This is a genomic window from Actinomadura chokoriensis (assembly GCF_041463665.1).
Taxonomy (GTDB): domain Bacteria; phylum Actinomycetota; class Actinomycetes; order Streptosporangiales; family Streptosporangiaceae; genus Spirillospora; species Spirillospora chokoriensis_A.
Map to the genome: position 1 here is coordinate 26,790 of NZ_JAXCEJ010000023.1, position 15,929 is coordinate 42,718.

13 protein-coding genes are annotated in these 15,929 nt (G+C 75.0%); 7 read left to right on the plus strand and 6 right to left on the minus strand.

The genetic code is table 11. The features are described from left to right. Positions 1 to 90: 90 nt before the first annotated feature. Positions 91 to 489 carry a nuclear transport factor 2 family protein gene (locus tag SM418_RS29215; protein WP_371944320.1) on the minus strand — a complete coding sequence of 133 codons (399 nt, stop codon included), beginning with the start codon at positions 487 to 489 and terminating at the stop codon, positions 91 to 93. An 81-nt stretch (positions 490 to 570) separates the two neighbouring features. Between SM418_RS29215 and SM418_RS29220 the strand changes: the two genes are divergently transcribed. Further along, entirely contained in the window at positions 571 to 1,164 is a 594-nt protein-coding gene (locus SM418_RS29220; protein WP_371944319.1) for a TetR/AcrR family transcriptional regulator, read from the plus strand. Between the two features lie 36 nt (positions 1,165 to 1,200). On the opposite strand, the gene SM418_RS29225 is transcribed toward SM418_RS29220, so the two are convergent. Further along, complete coding sequence (locus SM418_RS29225) at positions 1,201 to 3,270, minus strand: HelD family protein (protein ID WP_371944318.1); 2,070 nt, start codon at positions 3,268 to 3,270, stop codon at positions 1,201 to 1,203. Positions 3,271 to 3,389: 119 nt separating this feature from the next. Here SM418_RS29225 and SM418_RS29230 point away from each other — a divergent pair, with 119 nt between their 5' ends. Together SM418_RS29230 and SM418_RS29235 are read left to right on the plus strand one after the other, a co-directional pair. Next, positions 3,390 to 4,193 (plus strand): SDR family NAD(P)-dependent oxidoreductase, encoded by an 804-nt coding sequence (locus SM418_RS29230; protein ID WP_371944317.1) that lies wholly within the window; start codon positions 3,390 to 3,392, stop codon positions 4,191 to 4,193. Between the two features lie 114 nt (positions 4,194 to 4,307). Further along, complete coding sequence (locus SM418_RS29235; RefSeq protein ID WP_371944316.1) at positions 4,308 to 5,114, plus strand: ATP-binding cassette domain-containing protein; 807 nt, start codon at positions 4,308 to 4,310, stop codon at positions 5,112 to 5,114. On the opposite strand, the gene SM418_RS29240 is transcribed toward SM418_RS29235, so the two are convergent. After that, positions 5,047 to 8,262: an acetyl-CoA carboxylase family protein gene (locus SM418_RS29240; protein ID WP_371944315.1), complete on the minus strand. Its 3,216-nt coding sequence runs from the start codon at positions 8,260 to 8,262 to the stop codon at positions 5,047 to 5,049. The genes SM418_RS29235 and SM418_RS29240 overlap by 68 nt on opposite strands. Before the next feature lie 190 nt (positions 8,263 to 8,452). On the opposite strand from SM418_RS29240, the gene SM418_RS29245 reads away from it, so the two are divergent. Then, a complete protein-coding gene (locus SM418_RS29245) occupies positions 8,453 to 9,043 on the plus strand; it encodes a TetR/AcrR family transcriptional regulator (RefSeq protein ID WP_371944314.1) in 591 nt (196 codons plus the stop codon). A 151-nt stretch (positions 9,044 to 9,194) separates the two neighbouring features. Continuing rightward, the gene (locus SM418_RS29250; protein ID WP_371944313.1) at positions 9,195 to 10,715 is read left to right on the plus strand and encodes an RtcB family protein; all 1,521 of its coding nucleotides are present in this window, start codon (positions 9,195 to 9,197) and stop codon (positions 10,713 to 10,715) included. Between the two features lie 19 nt (positions 10,716 to 10,734). Here SM418_RS29250 and SM418_RS29255 read toward each other — a convergent pair whose 3' ends face one another. Then, a complete protein-coding gene (locus SM418_RS29255; RefSeq protein ID WP_371944312.1) occupies positions 10,735 to 12,156 on the minus strand; it encodes an aldehyde dehydrogenase family protein in 1,422 nt (473 codons plus the stop codon). Positions 12,157 to 12,290: 134 nt separating this feature from the next. On the opposite strand from SM418_RS29255, the gene SM418_RS29260 reads away from it, so the two are divergent. Both SM418_RS29260 and SM418_RS29265 read left to right on the plus strand, forming a co-directional pair. Continuing rightward, positions 12,291 to 13,472, plus strand: coding sequence for an acyl-CoA dehydrogenase family protein (locus SM418_RS29260; RefSeq protein WP_371944311.1), 1,182 nt, complete (start codon positions 12,291 to 12,293; stop codon positions 13,470 to 13,472). Between the two features lie 173 nt (positions 13,473 to 13,645). Beyond that, positions 13,646 to 14,080, plus strand: a complete 435-nt coding sequence (locus tag SM418_RS29265) for an SRPBCC family protein (RefSeq protein ID WP_371944310.1) — start codon at positions 13,646 to 13,648, stop codon at positions 14,078 to 14,080. A gap of 89 nt (positions 14,081 to 14,169) precedes the next feature. Here SM418_RS29265 and SM418_RS29270 read toward each other — a convergent pair whose 3' ends face one another. Then, positions 14,170 to 14,958, minus strand: coding sequence for an enoyl-CoA hydratase/isomerase family protein (locus SM418_RS29270; RefSeq protein WP_371944309.1), 789 nt, complete (start codon positions 14,956 to 14,958; stop codon positions 14,170 to 14,172). Continuing rightward, a complete protein-coding gene (locus SM418_RS29275) occupies positions 14,931 to 15,920 on the minus strand; it encodes an alpha/beta hydrolase (protein ID WP_371944308.1) in 990 nt (329 codons plus the stop codon). Before SM418_RS29275 ends, SM418_RS29270 begins: the two co-directional genes overlap by 28 nt. Positions 15,921 to 15,929: the final 9 nt, after the last annotated feature.

The following is a 15,929-nucleotide window of genomic DNA, read 5'->3' on the forward strand; positions in this document are numbered from 1 at the left end:
GCGGAACGGACATACCAACCGGTCGGTATGGTCCGTCCAGCCTAGGAACCGCCGGGACGGCGAGTCAACCGGCCCCGGCTCAGCCGCCGCTCACGCCATCGCCTCGGCGAAGGCGCGATGGTCGGCGTAGTCGCGCGACTCCACGATGTGCCCGTCGCGCACCCGCAGGACGAAGATGTTGGGCACGACGAACTCGCGCCCGGTCTCGGTGTTGCGTCCCTCGTATTCGAACTCCGCGATGATCACCTCGGGGTCGGCGGTCTCGTGGACGACGACGTTGCGCGCCTTCATCTCCACCGGCATCGTCTCCAGCCGGGCGAAGTGCTCGCGCAGCGCCTCGCGGCCCTCCAGGCGCGAGGCGGGATGGGCGAACGGGTGCACGACCACCGCGTCCTCCGCGTAAAGCCGCGGCAGGCCGTCGGGCCGCCGCGCGGTGACCCCGTCGATCAGCCGCTGGAAGACGGCCCGGGGGCTGGCGAACTCGGACATGGCTCTCCTCTACAATCGGAGTTCAGGCTCCGCATGAGAAAATACGGAGTAGCGACTCCACTTGTCAACGGAAAGGCCGCGATGACATCACCCGCGTCCGGCAGGCCGCTGCGCGCCGACGCCCTGCGCAACCGCGCCAAGGTGCTCGCCGCGGCCGAGGAGGTCTTCGCCGTCCAGGGGACCTCCTCCTCCACCGAGGAGGTCGCCCGGAAGGCGGGAGTCGGGATCGGGACGGTGTTCCGGCACTTCCCGACCAAGGAGTCGCTGCTGGAGGCCGTCCTGGTCGCCCTGCTGGAACGCCTCGCGGCCGAGGCCGCGGAACTGCGGTCTTCGGCCGACCCCGGCGCCGCGTTCTTCGGGTTCTTCTCCCGGGTCGTCTCGCAGGCGGCCACCAAGCAGGCCATCACGGAGGCGCTGGCGGAGGCGGGCATCGACGCCCGCGAGACCACCGGGGGCGCCGGGTCGGGGTTGACGGCCGCCCTCGGCGTCCTCCTCGAACGGGCGCAGGAGGCGGGCGAGGTCCGCGCGGACGTCGGCCCCGGCGAGATCATGGCGCTGCTGGCCGGGATGTCCTACGCGGCCGCACGCGCCGGAGCCCGCGAGGACCTCCTCCGGATCGCCTTCGACGGCCTGCGCTCGCGCCCGGGCCCCGATCGAGGCGCCGCACGCGGGTAGCTGGCCGGGCGGCACCGGCGACGGCCGGGCCGCGCGTCAGGAGGCCAGCTCCACGGGGAGATCGTCCCGGTGCAGGACCGTCAGGGAGGTGACGGCCCTGGTCAGCACGACGTACAGCCGGGCGAGGCCGCGCGCCTCGGCGGCGGCGATGGCGGCCGGCTCGGCGACGATCACATGGTCGTACTCCAGGCCCTTGGCGAGCGCCGCCGGGACGACCAGCAGCCGGGCCGTGCCGTCGGACTCGGGCCCGAGCACCTCGGCCGCCAGACCCGCCGCCGCCAGCGCCGCGGCGTGCGCGCCGGTGTCGGCGTCCGGCACGATCAGGCCGACCGATCCCGGCCGGGCGAGGGCCTCGCGGGCGGCGCCGGCGGCCGCGGAGACAACGTCGGGAACGCGCCGGACGTCCAGGGCGCCGGCGCCCGGACGCAGCGAGCGCGGCCGTTCCAGGCCGGGCGCGACGTGCGGGAGCAGGCGGGCGGCGTAGTCGAGGACGGTCCCCGGGACGCGGAAGCCGAGGCTCAGCTCGGTGACCTCGCCGTCCTGCCCGAGGTGGGCGAGGACCTCCGTCCAGGAGCGCGCCGACCATGCGGTCGTGCCCTGCGCGAGGTCGCCGAGGACGGTCGCCGAGCCGGTCCCGCAGCGGCGGCCCAGCGCCCGGAGCTGCATCGCGGACAGGTCCTGCGCCTCGTCCACGACGAGATGGCCGAGCGACGCGGTCCGCTCGATGAGGCCGTTCAGCTCGTCGAGGAGCGCCCGGTCGGCGGCGGTCCACCTGACCGAGCGGTGGGAGCGCGGGGCCTTGGCCCAGCGGATCGCCGCCTGCTCGTCCTCGTCCAGGACGCCCTTGGCCGCCCTCCGCAGGAACTCGGCGTCCGACAGGAGCCGGTGCAGGACCTGCTCGGCCGTCACCTTCGGCCACACCGCGTCGAGCACCTGCCTGACCGGCCGGCTCCGGGCGACCTGGTCCTGGACGCGGTCGTCGGGCGCCTCGCCGCGCTGCTCCATCTGCACGAGGATCCGGTGGGCGAGGCGCTGCGCGAACGCGGCGCGGCCGGCGCCGTAGCGGGTGGTCCCGCGCAGCCCCGCGGCGATCTCGCGGACCTCGTGGTCGGCGAGCCGGTAGCGGGCCGAACCGCGGGTGACGACGAGGCCCTCCTCGGGCTTGCGGACGTGTTGCCACAGCGCCCGGCGGAGGACGTCCGCCAGCCGCGCGTCACCCTTGGCGGCGGAGACCGGCGCCGGCTCCTCCCCCAGCGGCGCGCCGAGCAGGTCGTCGATCGTGGCCTGCTCGACCCGCACCTCGCCGAGCGCGGGCAGCACCGCCGAGATGTAGGCGAGGAACGCCCGGTTCGGGCCGACGATCAGGACGCCGGACCGCGACAGCCGCTCCCGGTGCGTGAACAGCAGGTAGGCGGCGCGGTGCAGGCCGACGGCCGTCTTGCCGGTGCCGGGCGCGCCCTGGACGCACACCGTGGCGCCCAGGGCGGCGCGGACGATCGCGTCCTGCTCCGGCTGGATGGTGGCCACGATGTCGCGCATCGGGCCGGTGCGGGGACGCTCGATCTCCTCGGTCAGGATGCGGGACGTGCCCCGGTCGCTTTTGTGCGGATCGCTCTTGTGCGGATCGTTCTTGTGCGGATCGTTCTTGTGCGGGTCGCCGCCGTCCAGGGGTTCGTCCTCGAAGGCCGTCAGCTCGCCGGCCTGGAAGCCGAAGCGGCGCCGCAGCCGCCAGCCCATCGGGTCGGCGGGGCCGGCCTGGTAGAAGGCCCGCGAGACGGGGGCGCGCCAGTCCAGGACGAGCGGGCGTCCCTCGTCGCCGTCGTGGACGTGCCGGCGCCCCACGTACATGACCGCGGGCAGGTCGGGACCGCTCTCGCCGTCGCGGTCCATGCGTCCGAAGAACAGCGGGGTGCCGGGGCGGTCGGCGAGCGCCTCGACCCGCTGTTGGAGCAGCGACTCCAGGAACTGCCTGGACACCAGGTCGGCGGCGGTGTCGGCGGACAGGCTCTCGGCGTGCTCGCGCATCCGGCGCAGGGCGGCGCGCGACTCGGCCAGATGGGCGCGTTCGGCGGCGAGTATCTCCGATTCGTCGGCTACGGCGGGCATGCGGGCAGACCTCCGGTGGCGAGGGCGGCAGGGGAAACCCACGACCTTACCCGCCGATGGGCGGGGGCGGCGGCGCTTCGCCTTGCCCGGCGGGACGGGGGTGTGTGACGTTGGGCGGCATGGTGACTTTGACGGGACGGTCCGCGCTGGTCACGGGAGCCTCGTCCGGCATCGGCGCGGTCGTCGCGGAGGCGCTCGCCGCCGCCGGCGCCCGCGTGGGGCTGGTGGCGCGGCGCAAGGACAGGCTCGAACAGGTCCTCGCCCGGTGCCGCGAACACTCCCCGAGGTCGGCGATGTGGACGGCCGACCTCGGCGACCTCGACGGGATCGGCGAGCTGGCGGCGGCCGTGGAGCGCGAGTTCGGCGGCGTGGACGTGCTGGTCAACAACGCGGGGATGCCGAAGCGGCGCCGCGTCCAGGACCTGTCCCCCGCCGAGGCCGACGACGTGATGCGGCTGAACTACGCCTCCCCCGTGCGGCTCACGCTGGCACTCCTGCCCGGCATGATCGAGCGCGGGCACGGGCATCTGGTGGCGGTGGGATCGGTCGCGGCGCGGCTCGGCCCGCCGCACGAGGCCGCCTACGCGGCGTCCAAGGCGGCGCTGACGGCGTTCTGGGAGAGCATGGCGGTCGACCTGGACGGCACCGGCGTGCAGGCCCACGTGGTCCAGCCCGCACTCATCGCCGGCACCGAGCTGTTCACGCTGCCCGGCAACGAGCCGCCGCTGAGCGACGTCTCCGACGCGCTGCCGCCGCAGGAGGTCGCCGACGCCGTCCTGGCCGTCCTGGAGAGCGGCAGGTTCGAGGAGTACGTGCCGGGCTGGTTCACCGAGATGGCGTCCGGCAAGGCCGCCGACGTGGACGCCTTCGTCGCCGGTGTGAAGGAGTGGACCCGCGACCGGCTGGCGCCCCCCGCGCCCTGACCGGGGCGTTGCCGCCGCCCGCGCGCGTCAGTAGGGTGTGGACCCGCCAGTGATCCACATCACATGAGCCGCGAGGTGCGGGTGACTGCTCCAGCAGGTCTTCGGGTCCGCGACGTGACGGTCCGGTTCGGCCGGCTGACGGCCGTGGACGGCGCCGGGCTCACCGCGCCGCCCGGCGCGGTCACCGGGCTGGTCGGCCCGGACGGCGCCGGGAAGACCACGCTGTGCGACGTGATCACCGGGCTGCGGCGCCCGGCGGCGGGCACCGTCCACCTCGGCGACGCCGACCTCACCGGCAGCGCGGCGCGGGAGCGGGCCCGGCGCGGCATCGCGCGCACCGTGCGGCAGCCGTCCGGTGCGGCGACCGTCCGGGATACGGTGCGGGCCGCCGCCGCGCGGCACGCGATGGCGCGGGAGTACGCGGGCCGGACGGCGCGCGACCGGTGGCGGCGCCGCCTCGACGCCCGCCGGGACGCGGGCCTGCGCGCCGACGAGGTCCTCGCCCGCGTGGGCATCGAGGAGTACGCGGAGCAGTGCGCGCGGACGGCGCCGCCCGGCGTCGCGCTGCTGACCGACCTGGCGCGGGCCCTCACCACCGAGCCGGCCGTGCTGCTGCTGGACGAGCCGTGGGCGGGCCTGCCCGTGCGGCACGCGCGGGCTCTGGAGGTGCTGCTGCGCGACCTGGCCTGCGAGGGTCTCGCGGTGCTGCTCGCCGAGCGGGACCTGGAGCCGGTGCTGGGCGTCTGCGACGTCGTGCACGTCCTGGACGGCGGCAGGGTGATCGCGGCCGGCCCGCCGGCGGAGGTCCGCGCGGACTCCCGGGTCCGCGGCGCCTACCTCGCCGACCGGCCCGTCACCACGTGTCGATCCACGGCCGGGGCCGGTCCTCGATGGGCGGCGCTGCGGCGAGCACCGCGGTGATCCAGCGGCGCGTGTCGGCGGGGTCGATGACGTCGTCCAGCTCGAACACCGTCGCCGCGTGGAGCGCCTTGCCGTACTCGTAGGCGGCGGCGACCATCTGCTCGAACAGGGCCTGCGGGTCCTCGGCGGCCGCCAGTTCCTTGCGGAACCCGAGCCGGACGGCGCCCTCCAGGCCCATGCCGCCGATCTCGCCGGTGGGCCAGGCGACGGTCGCGAGCGGCGCCTTGAACCCGCCGCCCGCCATGGCCTGCGCGCCCAGTCCGTAGCCCTTGCGGAGCACGATCGTGATGACCGGGACGCGGAGGTTCGCGCCGATGACGAACAGCCGGCTGAAGTGCCGGACGGTCGCGGTGCGCTCCGCGTCGGGGCCGACCATGAAGCCGGGGGTGTCGCACAGGGAGACGACGGGCAGGCCGTGGGCGTCGCACAACTGCAGGAACCGGGCGGCCTTGTCGGCGGCGTCGCGGTCGATGGCGCCGCCGAGATGCGCCGGGTTGCTCGCGACGAGGCCCATCGGGCGGCCCTCGATCCGCACCAGCGCGGTGATGATCCCGATCCCGAAGGCGCGGCGGAGCTCCAGCACCGACCCGGTGTCGGCGAGGTGGGCGACCGCGCGGCGGACGTCGTAGGCGCGCATCCGGTTCTCCGGGACGACGTGCCGGAGGACGCGCTGGTCGTCGCAGGTCCACTCGTCCCCCGGACCCTGGAAGTAGGACAGGTAGCGGCGGGCGGCGTCGACCGCCTCCGCCTCGTCCTCCACGACGACGTCGACGACTCCGTTGGGTTCCTGGTCGCCGATCGGGCCGATCTCCTCCGGGGCGAACACGCCGAGCCCGCCGCCCTCGATCATGGCGGGGCCGCCCATGCCGATGTTGGCGTCGCGGGTGGCGATGATGACGTCGCAGCAGCCGAGCAGGGCCGCGTTCCCGGCGAAGCAGCGCCCGGAGGCGATCCCGACGGACGGGACGACGCCGCTCAGCCGCCCCATGGCGTGGAAGGTGGTCACGTCCAGGCCGGACACGCCGGAGGTGTCGGTGTCGCCGGGCCGCCCCCCGCCGCCCTCGGCGAACAGCACCAGCGGGAGGCGCCTCCGGTGGGCGATGTCGAGCATCCGGTCGGTCTTGCGGTGGTTCTGGTGGCCCTGCGTCCCGGCGAGGACCGTGTAGTCGTAGGACATGACGACGGCCTGCGCGCCGTCCACGTCCCCGATGCCGCACACCATGCCGTCGGCCGGGGTGCGCTCGATGAGGTCGTCCAGGGAGCGGCGCTGCCGCTGCGCTGCGATGGCGAGGGCGCCGTACTCCACGAACGTGCCGGCGTCGCACAGGTCGGCGATGTTCTCGCGGGCGGTGCGGTGGCCGCGCGCGTGCCGCTTGGCGACCGCCTCGGGGCGGGCCGCGTCGAGCCCGATCCGGTGCCGCCGCAGCGTCTCGGCGAGGTCGGCGCGGATCGCGTCGAGGTCGGCGGCGTCCTCCTCGGCCGCGTGGTCGCCGCCGGCTTCGGCGGGCTCGACGAACAGCAGCGGCGCGCCCTCGGCGACGGTGTCCCCGGGCGCGGCGGCCAGGCCCCGGACGACGCCCGCCTCGCCCGCGCGGACGACGTGCTCCATCTTCATCGCCTCGAGGATCAGGACCGGCGCCCCGGCCCCGACCAGGTCGCCCTCGGCCACCTCGACGCCGACGACCGTCCCCTGCATGGGCGCGGGGACGGCGACCGTGCCGGGCGGCGCGTCCGGGACGGCGACCGCCTCCGGCTCTGCGGCGTGCGCGGCCGTCTCGGGGTAGTAGCGGCGGTGCTCGCTCTCCAGCAGCCAAGCGAGCCGGTCGGCGACGAAGGACGTGTCCACGCCGCCGGACGTGAAGTCGGGATGCCGCAGGATCCCCTGGAGCAGCGGGATGCTCGTGGCCACGCCCGCGATCTCGAACTCGCCGAGCGCGCCGTGCGCACGCGCGGCGGCGGACGGCAGGTCCTCCGCGCGCGCGACGACCTTGGCGAGGAGCGGGTCGTAGCGAAGGCTGGTGCGGTATCCGGCGTATCCGCAGGTGTCCACGCGGACCCCGGGACCGGAGGGCGGCGCGAACGCCGTCAGCGTCCCCGCCCGGGGGCGGGGCGTGCCGTCCGCGTCGACCGTCTCGGTGTTGACCCGCACCTGGACGGCGCAGCCCGACACGGCCGGCGGCCCGGCCAGGTCCACGCCCGCGAGGTCCTCCCCCAGCGCGAGCCTGATCTGCGTCTTCACGAGATCGACGCCGGTGATCTCTTCGGTCACGGTGTGCTCGACCTGAAGCCGGGGGTTCGCCTCCAGGAACCAGAACTCATCGCCCGCGACGAGGAACTCGAAGGTGCCCAGGCTGTTGTAGCGGACCCGGGCGGCCATGCGGAGCGCCGCGTCCAGCAGCGCGTCGCGAACGCCCGGAGGCAGCGCGGGCGCGGGCGCGATCTCGATCAGCTTCTGGTGGCGCCGCTGGACGCTGCAGTCGCGTTCCCAGAGGTGGGTGACCGCGCCGGTGCCGTCCCCGGCGGCCTGGACCTCGATGTGGCGGGCGCGCGGCACGTGCTTCTCGGCGTACAGGTCCCCGCTGCCGAAGGAGGCGAGCGCCTCCGACCGGCACCGCTCGTACGCGGCGGCCACCTCCCCGGGATCCGCGACGAGGCGCATGCCGCGCCCGCCGCCTCCCGCGAGCGCCTTGAGCATCACGGGCCCGTGCTCGCGCGCGAACGCTTCGGCGTCCGCGAGGCTCACCGCGCCGCCCGTCCCGGGCGTCACGGGCACCCCCGTCTCGCGCGCCAGTTCCCGCGACCGCGCCTTGTCGCCGAACAGCTCCAGCAGCTCGGGTCGCGGCCCGGCGAACACCAGCCCGGCGGCGGCGCAGCGCGCGGCGAACCCGGCGTTCTCGCTCAGGAACCCGTAGCCGGGATGGACGGCGGCGACCCCGGCGTCCTTCGCGGCGGCGATGAGCGCGTCGGCGTCGAGGTAGCCCGCGACGCCCTCGCCGGGCAGCGCGCGCACGTCGTCGGCGCGGCGGACGTGCCCGGAGGCCGCGTCGTCGCGGGTGTGGACGGCGACCGTCCGCAGGCCGAGTTCGGCCGCGGCCCGCACGATCCGCAGCGCGATCTCCCCGCGGTTGGCCACCAGGATCCCGCCCACCCGGACCTCCTCAGCTCGCCTTGGCCGACACTCTAGAGAGCCGGACCGGCCCCGGACCCGCCGCCCTGCGCAGCCGCCGCCGCAGAGGCCGCCCCCGACGGATGATCCGGTCGTGGCCGCATGATGGCCGTACCACTGGAGCACGCGCGATAATGGAGGTCCGACCACCATCCCGGAGGAACGACGACACATGGGCACCGCCGGACGTCCCGTGCGCGAGTCCCTGCTCGACGCCGCCGCAGACCTTCTCGTGGAGCGCGGCTACCGGGGCGTCCGCATGCGGGACGTCGCGGAGGCCGCGGGGGTGAGCCGGCAGACCGTCTACAACGAGTTCGGCGACAAGTGGGGCCTGGCCCAGGCGGTCGTGGTCCGCGACAACGAGCACTACCTCGACGGCATCGACACCGTGCTGTCCGAGCACGAGGACGTGTACTCCGCCGTGGTCGCCGCTGTGACGTACACGCTGGAGACGTCCGCGGACGACCAGCTGAAGAAGGCGGTGCTGACCGGCGCGGGCGGCGACGAGATGCTCCCGCTGCTCACCACGCAGGCCGAGCCGGTGCTGTTCACCGCCAGCGCCCGGATCGCCGAGCACGCGCTGCGGCACTGGCCGCATCTGGACCGCGACGCCCTCACCGAGGTCGCCGACGCGGCGGTGCGGCTGACGATGAGCCACCTCATGCTGCCCTCGGGCCCGCCGGACGCCTTCGCCCACTTCGTCGCCCGCCTGGTGACCCGCTACCTGGCCGTCCCCGCGAAAACGGCTGGCCCGGACACCTGACCCCGCGTTAAAGTCTCAACCGCCTCGCGGCTGCTGAACCCGAGGAACGAGCGGGCCCCTCGCCCGCTCCCCCGCCGTCGCGCCCTCCGCGCGGACGGTCTCTCTGCGCGCGCCGACGCGCGCTTTCCGGCAGCCCCGAAGGAACCTCACCGTGTCCGCACGTCAAGATCACCGGCTCGTCCGCACGGGCGAGCACTGGCTCACCCTGCCCGGCCCGCACGGCGTCCCCGTCGAGATCTGCGCCGGCGGCGACGTCCCGGTGGAGCCCGCCGCCGTCACCGAGGCGCTGGCGCTCCTGGAGACCGCCGGCACGCTCGAACGCCTCGCCGAGGCCACGTCCGGCTACGACGGGCCGGTCCCGCGGATCACCCGGGTCGCCCTCACCCCCGACTTCCACAAGGGCGCCGGGATACCGATCGGGACCGTCCTGGAGACCGAGCACGCGCTCCTGCCGCAGGCGGTCGGCAACGACGTCAACTGCGGCATGCGGCTGGAGGTCACCACGCTGCGCGCGGACCGCGTCCGGGCCCGGCTGGACGCGCTGGAACGGCGGCTGCGGCATCTGTTCTTCCAGGGCGGCCGCCGGATCGCGCTGACCCCCGTCCAGCGCGAGGGCCTCCTGCGGGACGGCCTGCCGGGGCTGCTGCTCTCGGGCGGCACCCCGTGGCAGGGCCACCGCCCCGAGGACGCCGACGACGCCCTGGACCGCGTGCACGCCGCCGGCCACCCGGCGGCGACGGCGGACGCGTTCGCCGACTGGATCGGCAGCGCGGGCGGCGCCAGCCACGACAGCGTCATCGGCGGGATCGGCGGCGGCAACCACTTCGCCGAACTCCAGTACGTGGCGGACGTGCACGACGCCGCGGCCGCGCACGCCTGGGGCCTGACGCCCGGCACGGTCGTCACGATGGTGCACAGCGGGTCGCTGTCGCTGGGCCACCAGGCCAACGCGACGGCCCTGGCCGCGCTCCGCGCCGGCTGGCCGGCCGGTCTGCCCCGCCCGCGCAACGGCGTCCTGCCCTTCCTGCTGGACGAGCGGTCCGAGCCCGCCCGCCGCCGCTACCTGGACGCGTTCGGCAACGCCGCCAACTTCGCCGTCGGCAACCGGTACTTCCTCTCGCTGACGATGCGGGCGGGCCTCGCGGCCGAGTGCGGGGACGCGGGCCGCGGGATGTCGGCGCGGCTCCTGTACGACGCGCCGCACAACCTGTTCTGGCGGGACGGCGACCGGGCCGTCCACCGCAAGGGCGCCGCCCCGGCGGGCGGCCACGCCGAGATGGCGGGCGGCCCCTACGCCATGTGGGGCGAGCCGGTCATCGTGCCGGGTTCGATGGGAGCGCCGAGCTTCGTGCTGCGCGGGCACGGGAACCCGCGCACGCTGGCGAGCGCCTGCCATGGCGCCGGGCGCCGGATTCCGCGCGGCGCGTCCGCGCGCGGCGGCGACGCCGAACTGGACGCGTTCCTGCGCGAGTTCCGCGTCGTGACGCCGCTGGACCACCGCGACCCGATGGTGGCGCGGCGGCCTGACGTTATGGCGGCCTGGCGGCGCGACCTGAAGCAGGAGGCGCCGTGGGCCTACAAGGACATCGGCCCGGTCGTGTCGAGCCTGCGGGGCGGCGGCGTCGCGACGCCGGTCGCCGAGCTCCGGCCGCTGCTGACGGTCAAGGGATGACGAGTCAAGGAACGACGGGTCAAGGTATGACGGTGTGGACGTGGACGGACTTCACGGTCGTCAACTCGTCCAGGAGTTCGGGGCCGTGGCCGAAGCCGTGCGCGACGGCGCGACCGGGATCGGCGGCGCCGCCGAACACCGCGTTGATATCGACGGTGCCGGTGTTCAAGGTGCGCCAGGCGGCCTGGACGTGCGCCATGTCCCGGGTGAGGACGGTCGCGGCGAGTCCGCGGCGGGAGCGGCGCGCGGCCTTCAGCGCCTGCTCGAACGAGGCCACGGTGCGGACGGACGCGACCGGCCCGCACACCTCCCCCGCCATGATCGGCATGCGGTCGGTGCAGCCGGCGAGGACCGTGGCCGGGTAGAACGAGCCGGGGCCGTCCGGGACCTTCGCGCCGGTCAGGGGACGCGCACCGTCCGCGATCGCCTTCTCGACGTGCTGCCGGACGTGGTCGCGGTGGCGCTCGTCGACGAGCGGGCCGAGCTCGGTGGACATGTCGGCGCCCGGCCCCGTCCGCAGGTTCCGGGCGCGATCGGCGAGCGCGCCGAGGAACGCCTCGGACACGGCCTCGTGGACGTAGACGCGTTCGACCGAGGCGGGGCCCTGGCCCGCGTTGGCGAAGCACCCGGCGGCGGCCTGTTCGGCGGCCCAGCCGGCGTCGACGTCCGCGTCCACGACCAGCGGATCGCAGGCGCCGTTCTCCAGCAGGGTCTTGGCGCCCGTGTGGAAGGCCAGCTCGGCGACGCGGCGCCCGGCGGCGGTGGAGCCGACGTGCGCGACGACGTCCGCGTCCGCGTGTCCGGCGAGGGCCTCCCCCGTCCCCACGCCGCCGGTGACCATGTTCAGGACGCCGTCGGGCAGGCACCCGGCGAGCAGTTCGGCGAGCATCGCGCCGGTGTGCGGTGTCCGCTCGGACGGCTTGTGCACCACGGTGTTGCCGGTGACCACGGCGGCGCCGATCAGGTCGCACGCGACGGCGACCGGGTCGTTCCACGGCGTGAGGACGGCGATGACGCCGCGCGGCTCGCGGACCGAAAAGTCGGTGGCGTCCCGGCCGCCCCGCAGGCCGCGCCCGCCGTGCAGCGGCCCCAGTTCGGCGTGGCGGCGCAGCGTCGCGATCCCGGCCTCGACACCGCCGAGCGCGTCCCCGGACGGCTTGCCCATCTCGGCGGTCACCAGCGCCGCCAGCTCGTCCATGCGCTCCTCGACCGCGTGCGCCGCGGCGTGCAGGGCCGCGCCCCGGCCCGCGGGCGCCGTGGCGGCCCAGCGGGGTGCGGCGTCGCGGGCCGCCGCCATGGCGGCGCCGACGTCCGCCGGCGTGGACACGGCCACCACCCCCAGCGGCTCGCCGGTCGCCGGGTCGGTGATCGTGAACGCGTCCTCCCCGGTACCCTGGCTCCATCGTCCGCCGGCCAGCATCCACCTGTCGCGCGGCCGCATGGCGTCCCCCTCCCCGTTCGGGTCCCCGTCCGGTCGCCTACCCGGCGAGGCGGTCTTCAATGGCCGCACCCCGCGTCAGTGACCACTTACTCAAATCGGCTACCGTTGTGCGGACGCGAATTGAGGGAGGCGCGGTGGACTTCGACCTGCCGGAGAGCGCGGCCGCGGTGCGCGAGGGCGTGCTGGCGATCGCCGGGAAGTACGACCAGGACTACTGGGGCCGGTGCGACGCGGAGAAGCGCTGGCCGGAGGAGGTCTGGCGGGAGCTGGTCCAGGGCGGCTGGCACGCCCTGGCCATCCCGGAGGAGTACGGCGGCGGAGGCCAGGGACTGCTGGAGCTCGCGGTCGCCCTGGAGGCGCTGGCCGAGGGCGGCGCGGGCGGCGCCGCCTCGTTCATGTACCTGCTCACGCCCGCGTTCGGCGGGCTCACCATCAACCAGCACGGGACGGAGGAGCAAAAGCGCGAGTTCCTCCCGAAGATCGCCGCCGGGGAGATCGAGACCTGCTTCGCGATCACCGAGCCGGACGCGGGCAGCAACGCCGTCAACATCTCCACCCAGGCGCGGCGCGACGGCGACCACTTCGTGGTCAGCGGCCAGAAGATCTGGATCTCCGGCGTCGAGCGGGCCGACCACCTCGTCCTCGTCACCCGGACGATCCCGGCGGCCGAGGCGCGGCCCCGCACGTCCGGGTTCACCGTCCTGCTGGTGGACGTCGCGCAGGCCGTCGCCGACGGGACGCTGACCTACCGGCCGATCCCCAAGCTCGGCACCAACACCGTCGCGTCCAGCATGGTGTTCCTGGACGAGGTGCGCGTGCCGGTGAGCCGCGTGCTCGGCGAGGTCGACCAGGGGTTCCTCGTCCTGTGGGACATCCTCAACCCCGAGCGCATCCTGGCCGCGGCCGGCGGCGTCGGCTCGGGCGGGCTGGTGCTGAAGCTCGCCTGCGAGTACGCCACGGACCGGGCGCCGTTCGGCAAGCCGATCGGGGCGAACCAGGCCATCGCGTTCCCGCTGGCCAAGGCCAAGGCGCAGCTGGAGCTGGCGCGGCTGATGACCTACAAGGCCGCCTGGCTGTGGGACCGGGGCCGCCCGTGCGGCTCGGAGGCCAACATCGCCAAGCTCACCGCGGCGGACGCGGCCTGGCAGGCGGCCGACCGCACGTTCCAGACCTACGGCGGCATGGCGTACTCGATGGAGTACCCGATCGCCCGGATGTTCCGCGATGCCCGCATCGCCAAGAACATTCCGATCGCGGAGGAACTCGTCCTCGCCCACATCGCGCAGCACGAACTGGGCCTGCCCAAGTCGTACTAGCCGCCGGTCCCGGGCACGGCCACACGGTCCCGGTCGGCACCGCGACACGGTCGCCGGGACGCACTCCCCCGGCGGCCGGCGGGCCGCCCCGATCGCGTTCGGGGCGGTCGGCCTGTTGCCCGGATCACATCCGGCGGGCCAGCATGAGGGTCCCCCCATCGCGAGGAGTGCCCATGCCCCGCTCGTACGCCAGCGCCGTGCTCACCTCCACCGCCGACGAGGTGTGGTCCTACGTGCGGGATTTCGGCAACCTCGCCGAGTGGATGCCGGGCGTGCAGACCGGCGTGATCGAGGACGGCGGCCCCGGCGACCGCGTCGGCTGCGTGCGCCGGCTGATCGACCCCGGCGACTCGGTGTTCCGCGAGCGCCTCGCCGGGCTGGACGAGGCCGGCCGCGGCTACTGGTACGACATCCTGGAGTGCCCGCTGCCGGTGCGCGGCGCCCGCGGCCACCTGCGCGTCTCGCCCGTCACCGCGACCGGCCAGGCGTTCGTCGAGTGGTGGGGCGAATTCTCCGCCGACGCCGCCGACGAGGAGGCGATGACCAAGACCCTCGCGCAGGGCATCTACGCGACCGGCCTGGACGCCCTGGCCAAGCGCTTCAGCTGACCCCGCCCACCTGACCCGCCCACCTGACCCCGCCCACCTGACGCGGCTTACCTGACGCGGCTCACCTGCACCGGATCACTCGAACCGGATCACCCGAACTTGGGCGGGCGCTTCTCCCGGATCGCCGCGACGCCCTCCCGCACGTCCGGGCCGGTGAACCCGAAGAACTCCATGGCCAGCGACGCGTCGAACGTCGGGCCCGCGAGGCGCAGCCAGTTGTTCAGCGCGTGCTTGGTGAACGACACCGCCTCGGCGGGCCCGGCGGCGAGCCGGCCGGCGATCTCCAGCGCGCGCTCGTGCACCTCGCCGTCGTCCACGCAGAGCGAGACCAGGCCGATTCGCTCGGCCTCCTCGCCGGTCAGGACGTCGTTGAGCAGCAGGTAGTACTTCGCCTTGGCCATCCCGCACAGCAGCGGCCAGACGATCGCCGAGTGGTCGCCGGCCGCCACGCCGAGCCGCACATGACCGTCGATGATCTTCGCGGTGCGGCCGGCCACCGAGATGTCGGCCAGCAGCGCCACCGCGAGCCCCGCGCCCACCGCCGGGCCCTGCACGGCGCTGACCACCGGCTTCGAGCAGTTCAGCACGTTCATCACGATGTCGCGGGCCTCGCGCATGATCCGGCGGCGGGCGGCGTGGTCGGCCATCATGTCCTCGATCATGGCCATGTCGCCGCCCGCGGAGAAGGCCGTCCCCTCGCCGCGCACGACGATCGCGCGCACCTCGTCGTCGGCGTCGGCGTCCCGCCAGATCCGCGCCAGCTCCCCGTGCCCGACCGCGTCGACCGCGTTGAGCTTGCCCGGCGTGCTGATCGTGACCCGCAGCACCCCGTCCGCCGCCCAGTCGATCCTCAGCCTCTCGTACGCGTCGTACCGCATACCGCCTCGCCCTCCCGCTCGCGATCTCCGAATGCCGCGCGCAATCGTCGCACAGCGAAGTCCATCGCCTCGGCACCGGCGTCGAAGATCTCGGGCAGCAGGAAGAAGGAGTGCACGACGCCGTCGTAGCGGCGCAGCTCGACCGGCACCCCCGCCGCGGCGAGGCGGTGCGCGTACGCCTCGGCCTCGTCGCGCAGGATGTCGCACTCGGCGGTGATGACGGTGGCGGGCGCGGCGCCCGCGAGGTCGGGGGCGCGCAGCGGGGCCAGCCGGAAGTCGGACGGGTCGGCGCCGTCCCGGTACAGGTCCATGAAGCGGGCGAGCGAGCCCGCGTCGAGCCCGTACCCGGTGCCGTACTCGCGCCAGCTCGGGGTGTCCATCGCCGTGTCGGTCACCGGGTAGACGAGCAGCTGGTGGACGAGGGGGAGCCCGCGGTCCCGGGCCAGCAGCGCGACGGCGGCGGCGAGGTTCCCGCCGGCGCTGTCACCGGCCACCGCCACCGCGCCGGGGACGACGCCGTAGCGGCCGGGCTCGCGCACCGCGGACGCGACGACGGCCCACGCGTCGTCCACGGCCGCGGGGAACGGATGCTCCGGGGCCAGCCGGTACCCGACGTTGAGGACGACGCACCCGGCGGCGGCCGCGAGGTCGCGGCACGCGGCGTCCACGTTGTCGACACCGCCGAGCACCCAGCCGCCGCCGTGCAGGTAGACGACCGCGGGGAGCGGGCCCCGCTCGGGCGGCGCCGGGCGGTACAGCCGCACCGGCACCGGCCCACCAGGGCCCCGCACCGTGATGTCGCACACCCGCGGGAGCTCCCGCCGCACGACCGGGAAGGCCGCGCCGATCCGCGCCCGCATCTCCTCGATCGTGGGCTCGGCCGCCCCGTCCGCGCCCGGCTGCGGGGCCGTCCAGGAGGCGAGCAGCTCCAGGAAGCTCACGGTCTGCGGGTGGACGGGCATGCGGCGACC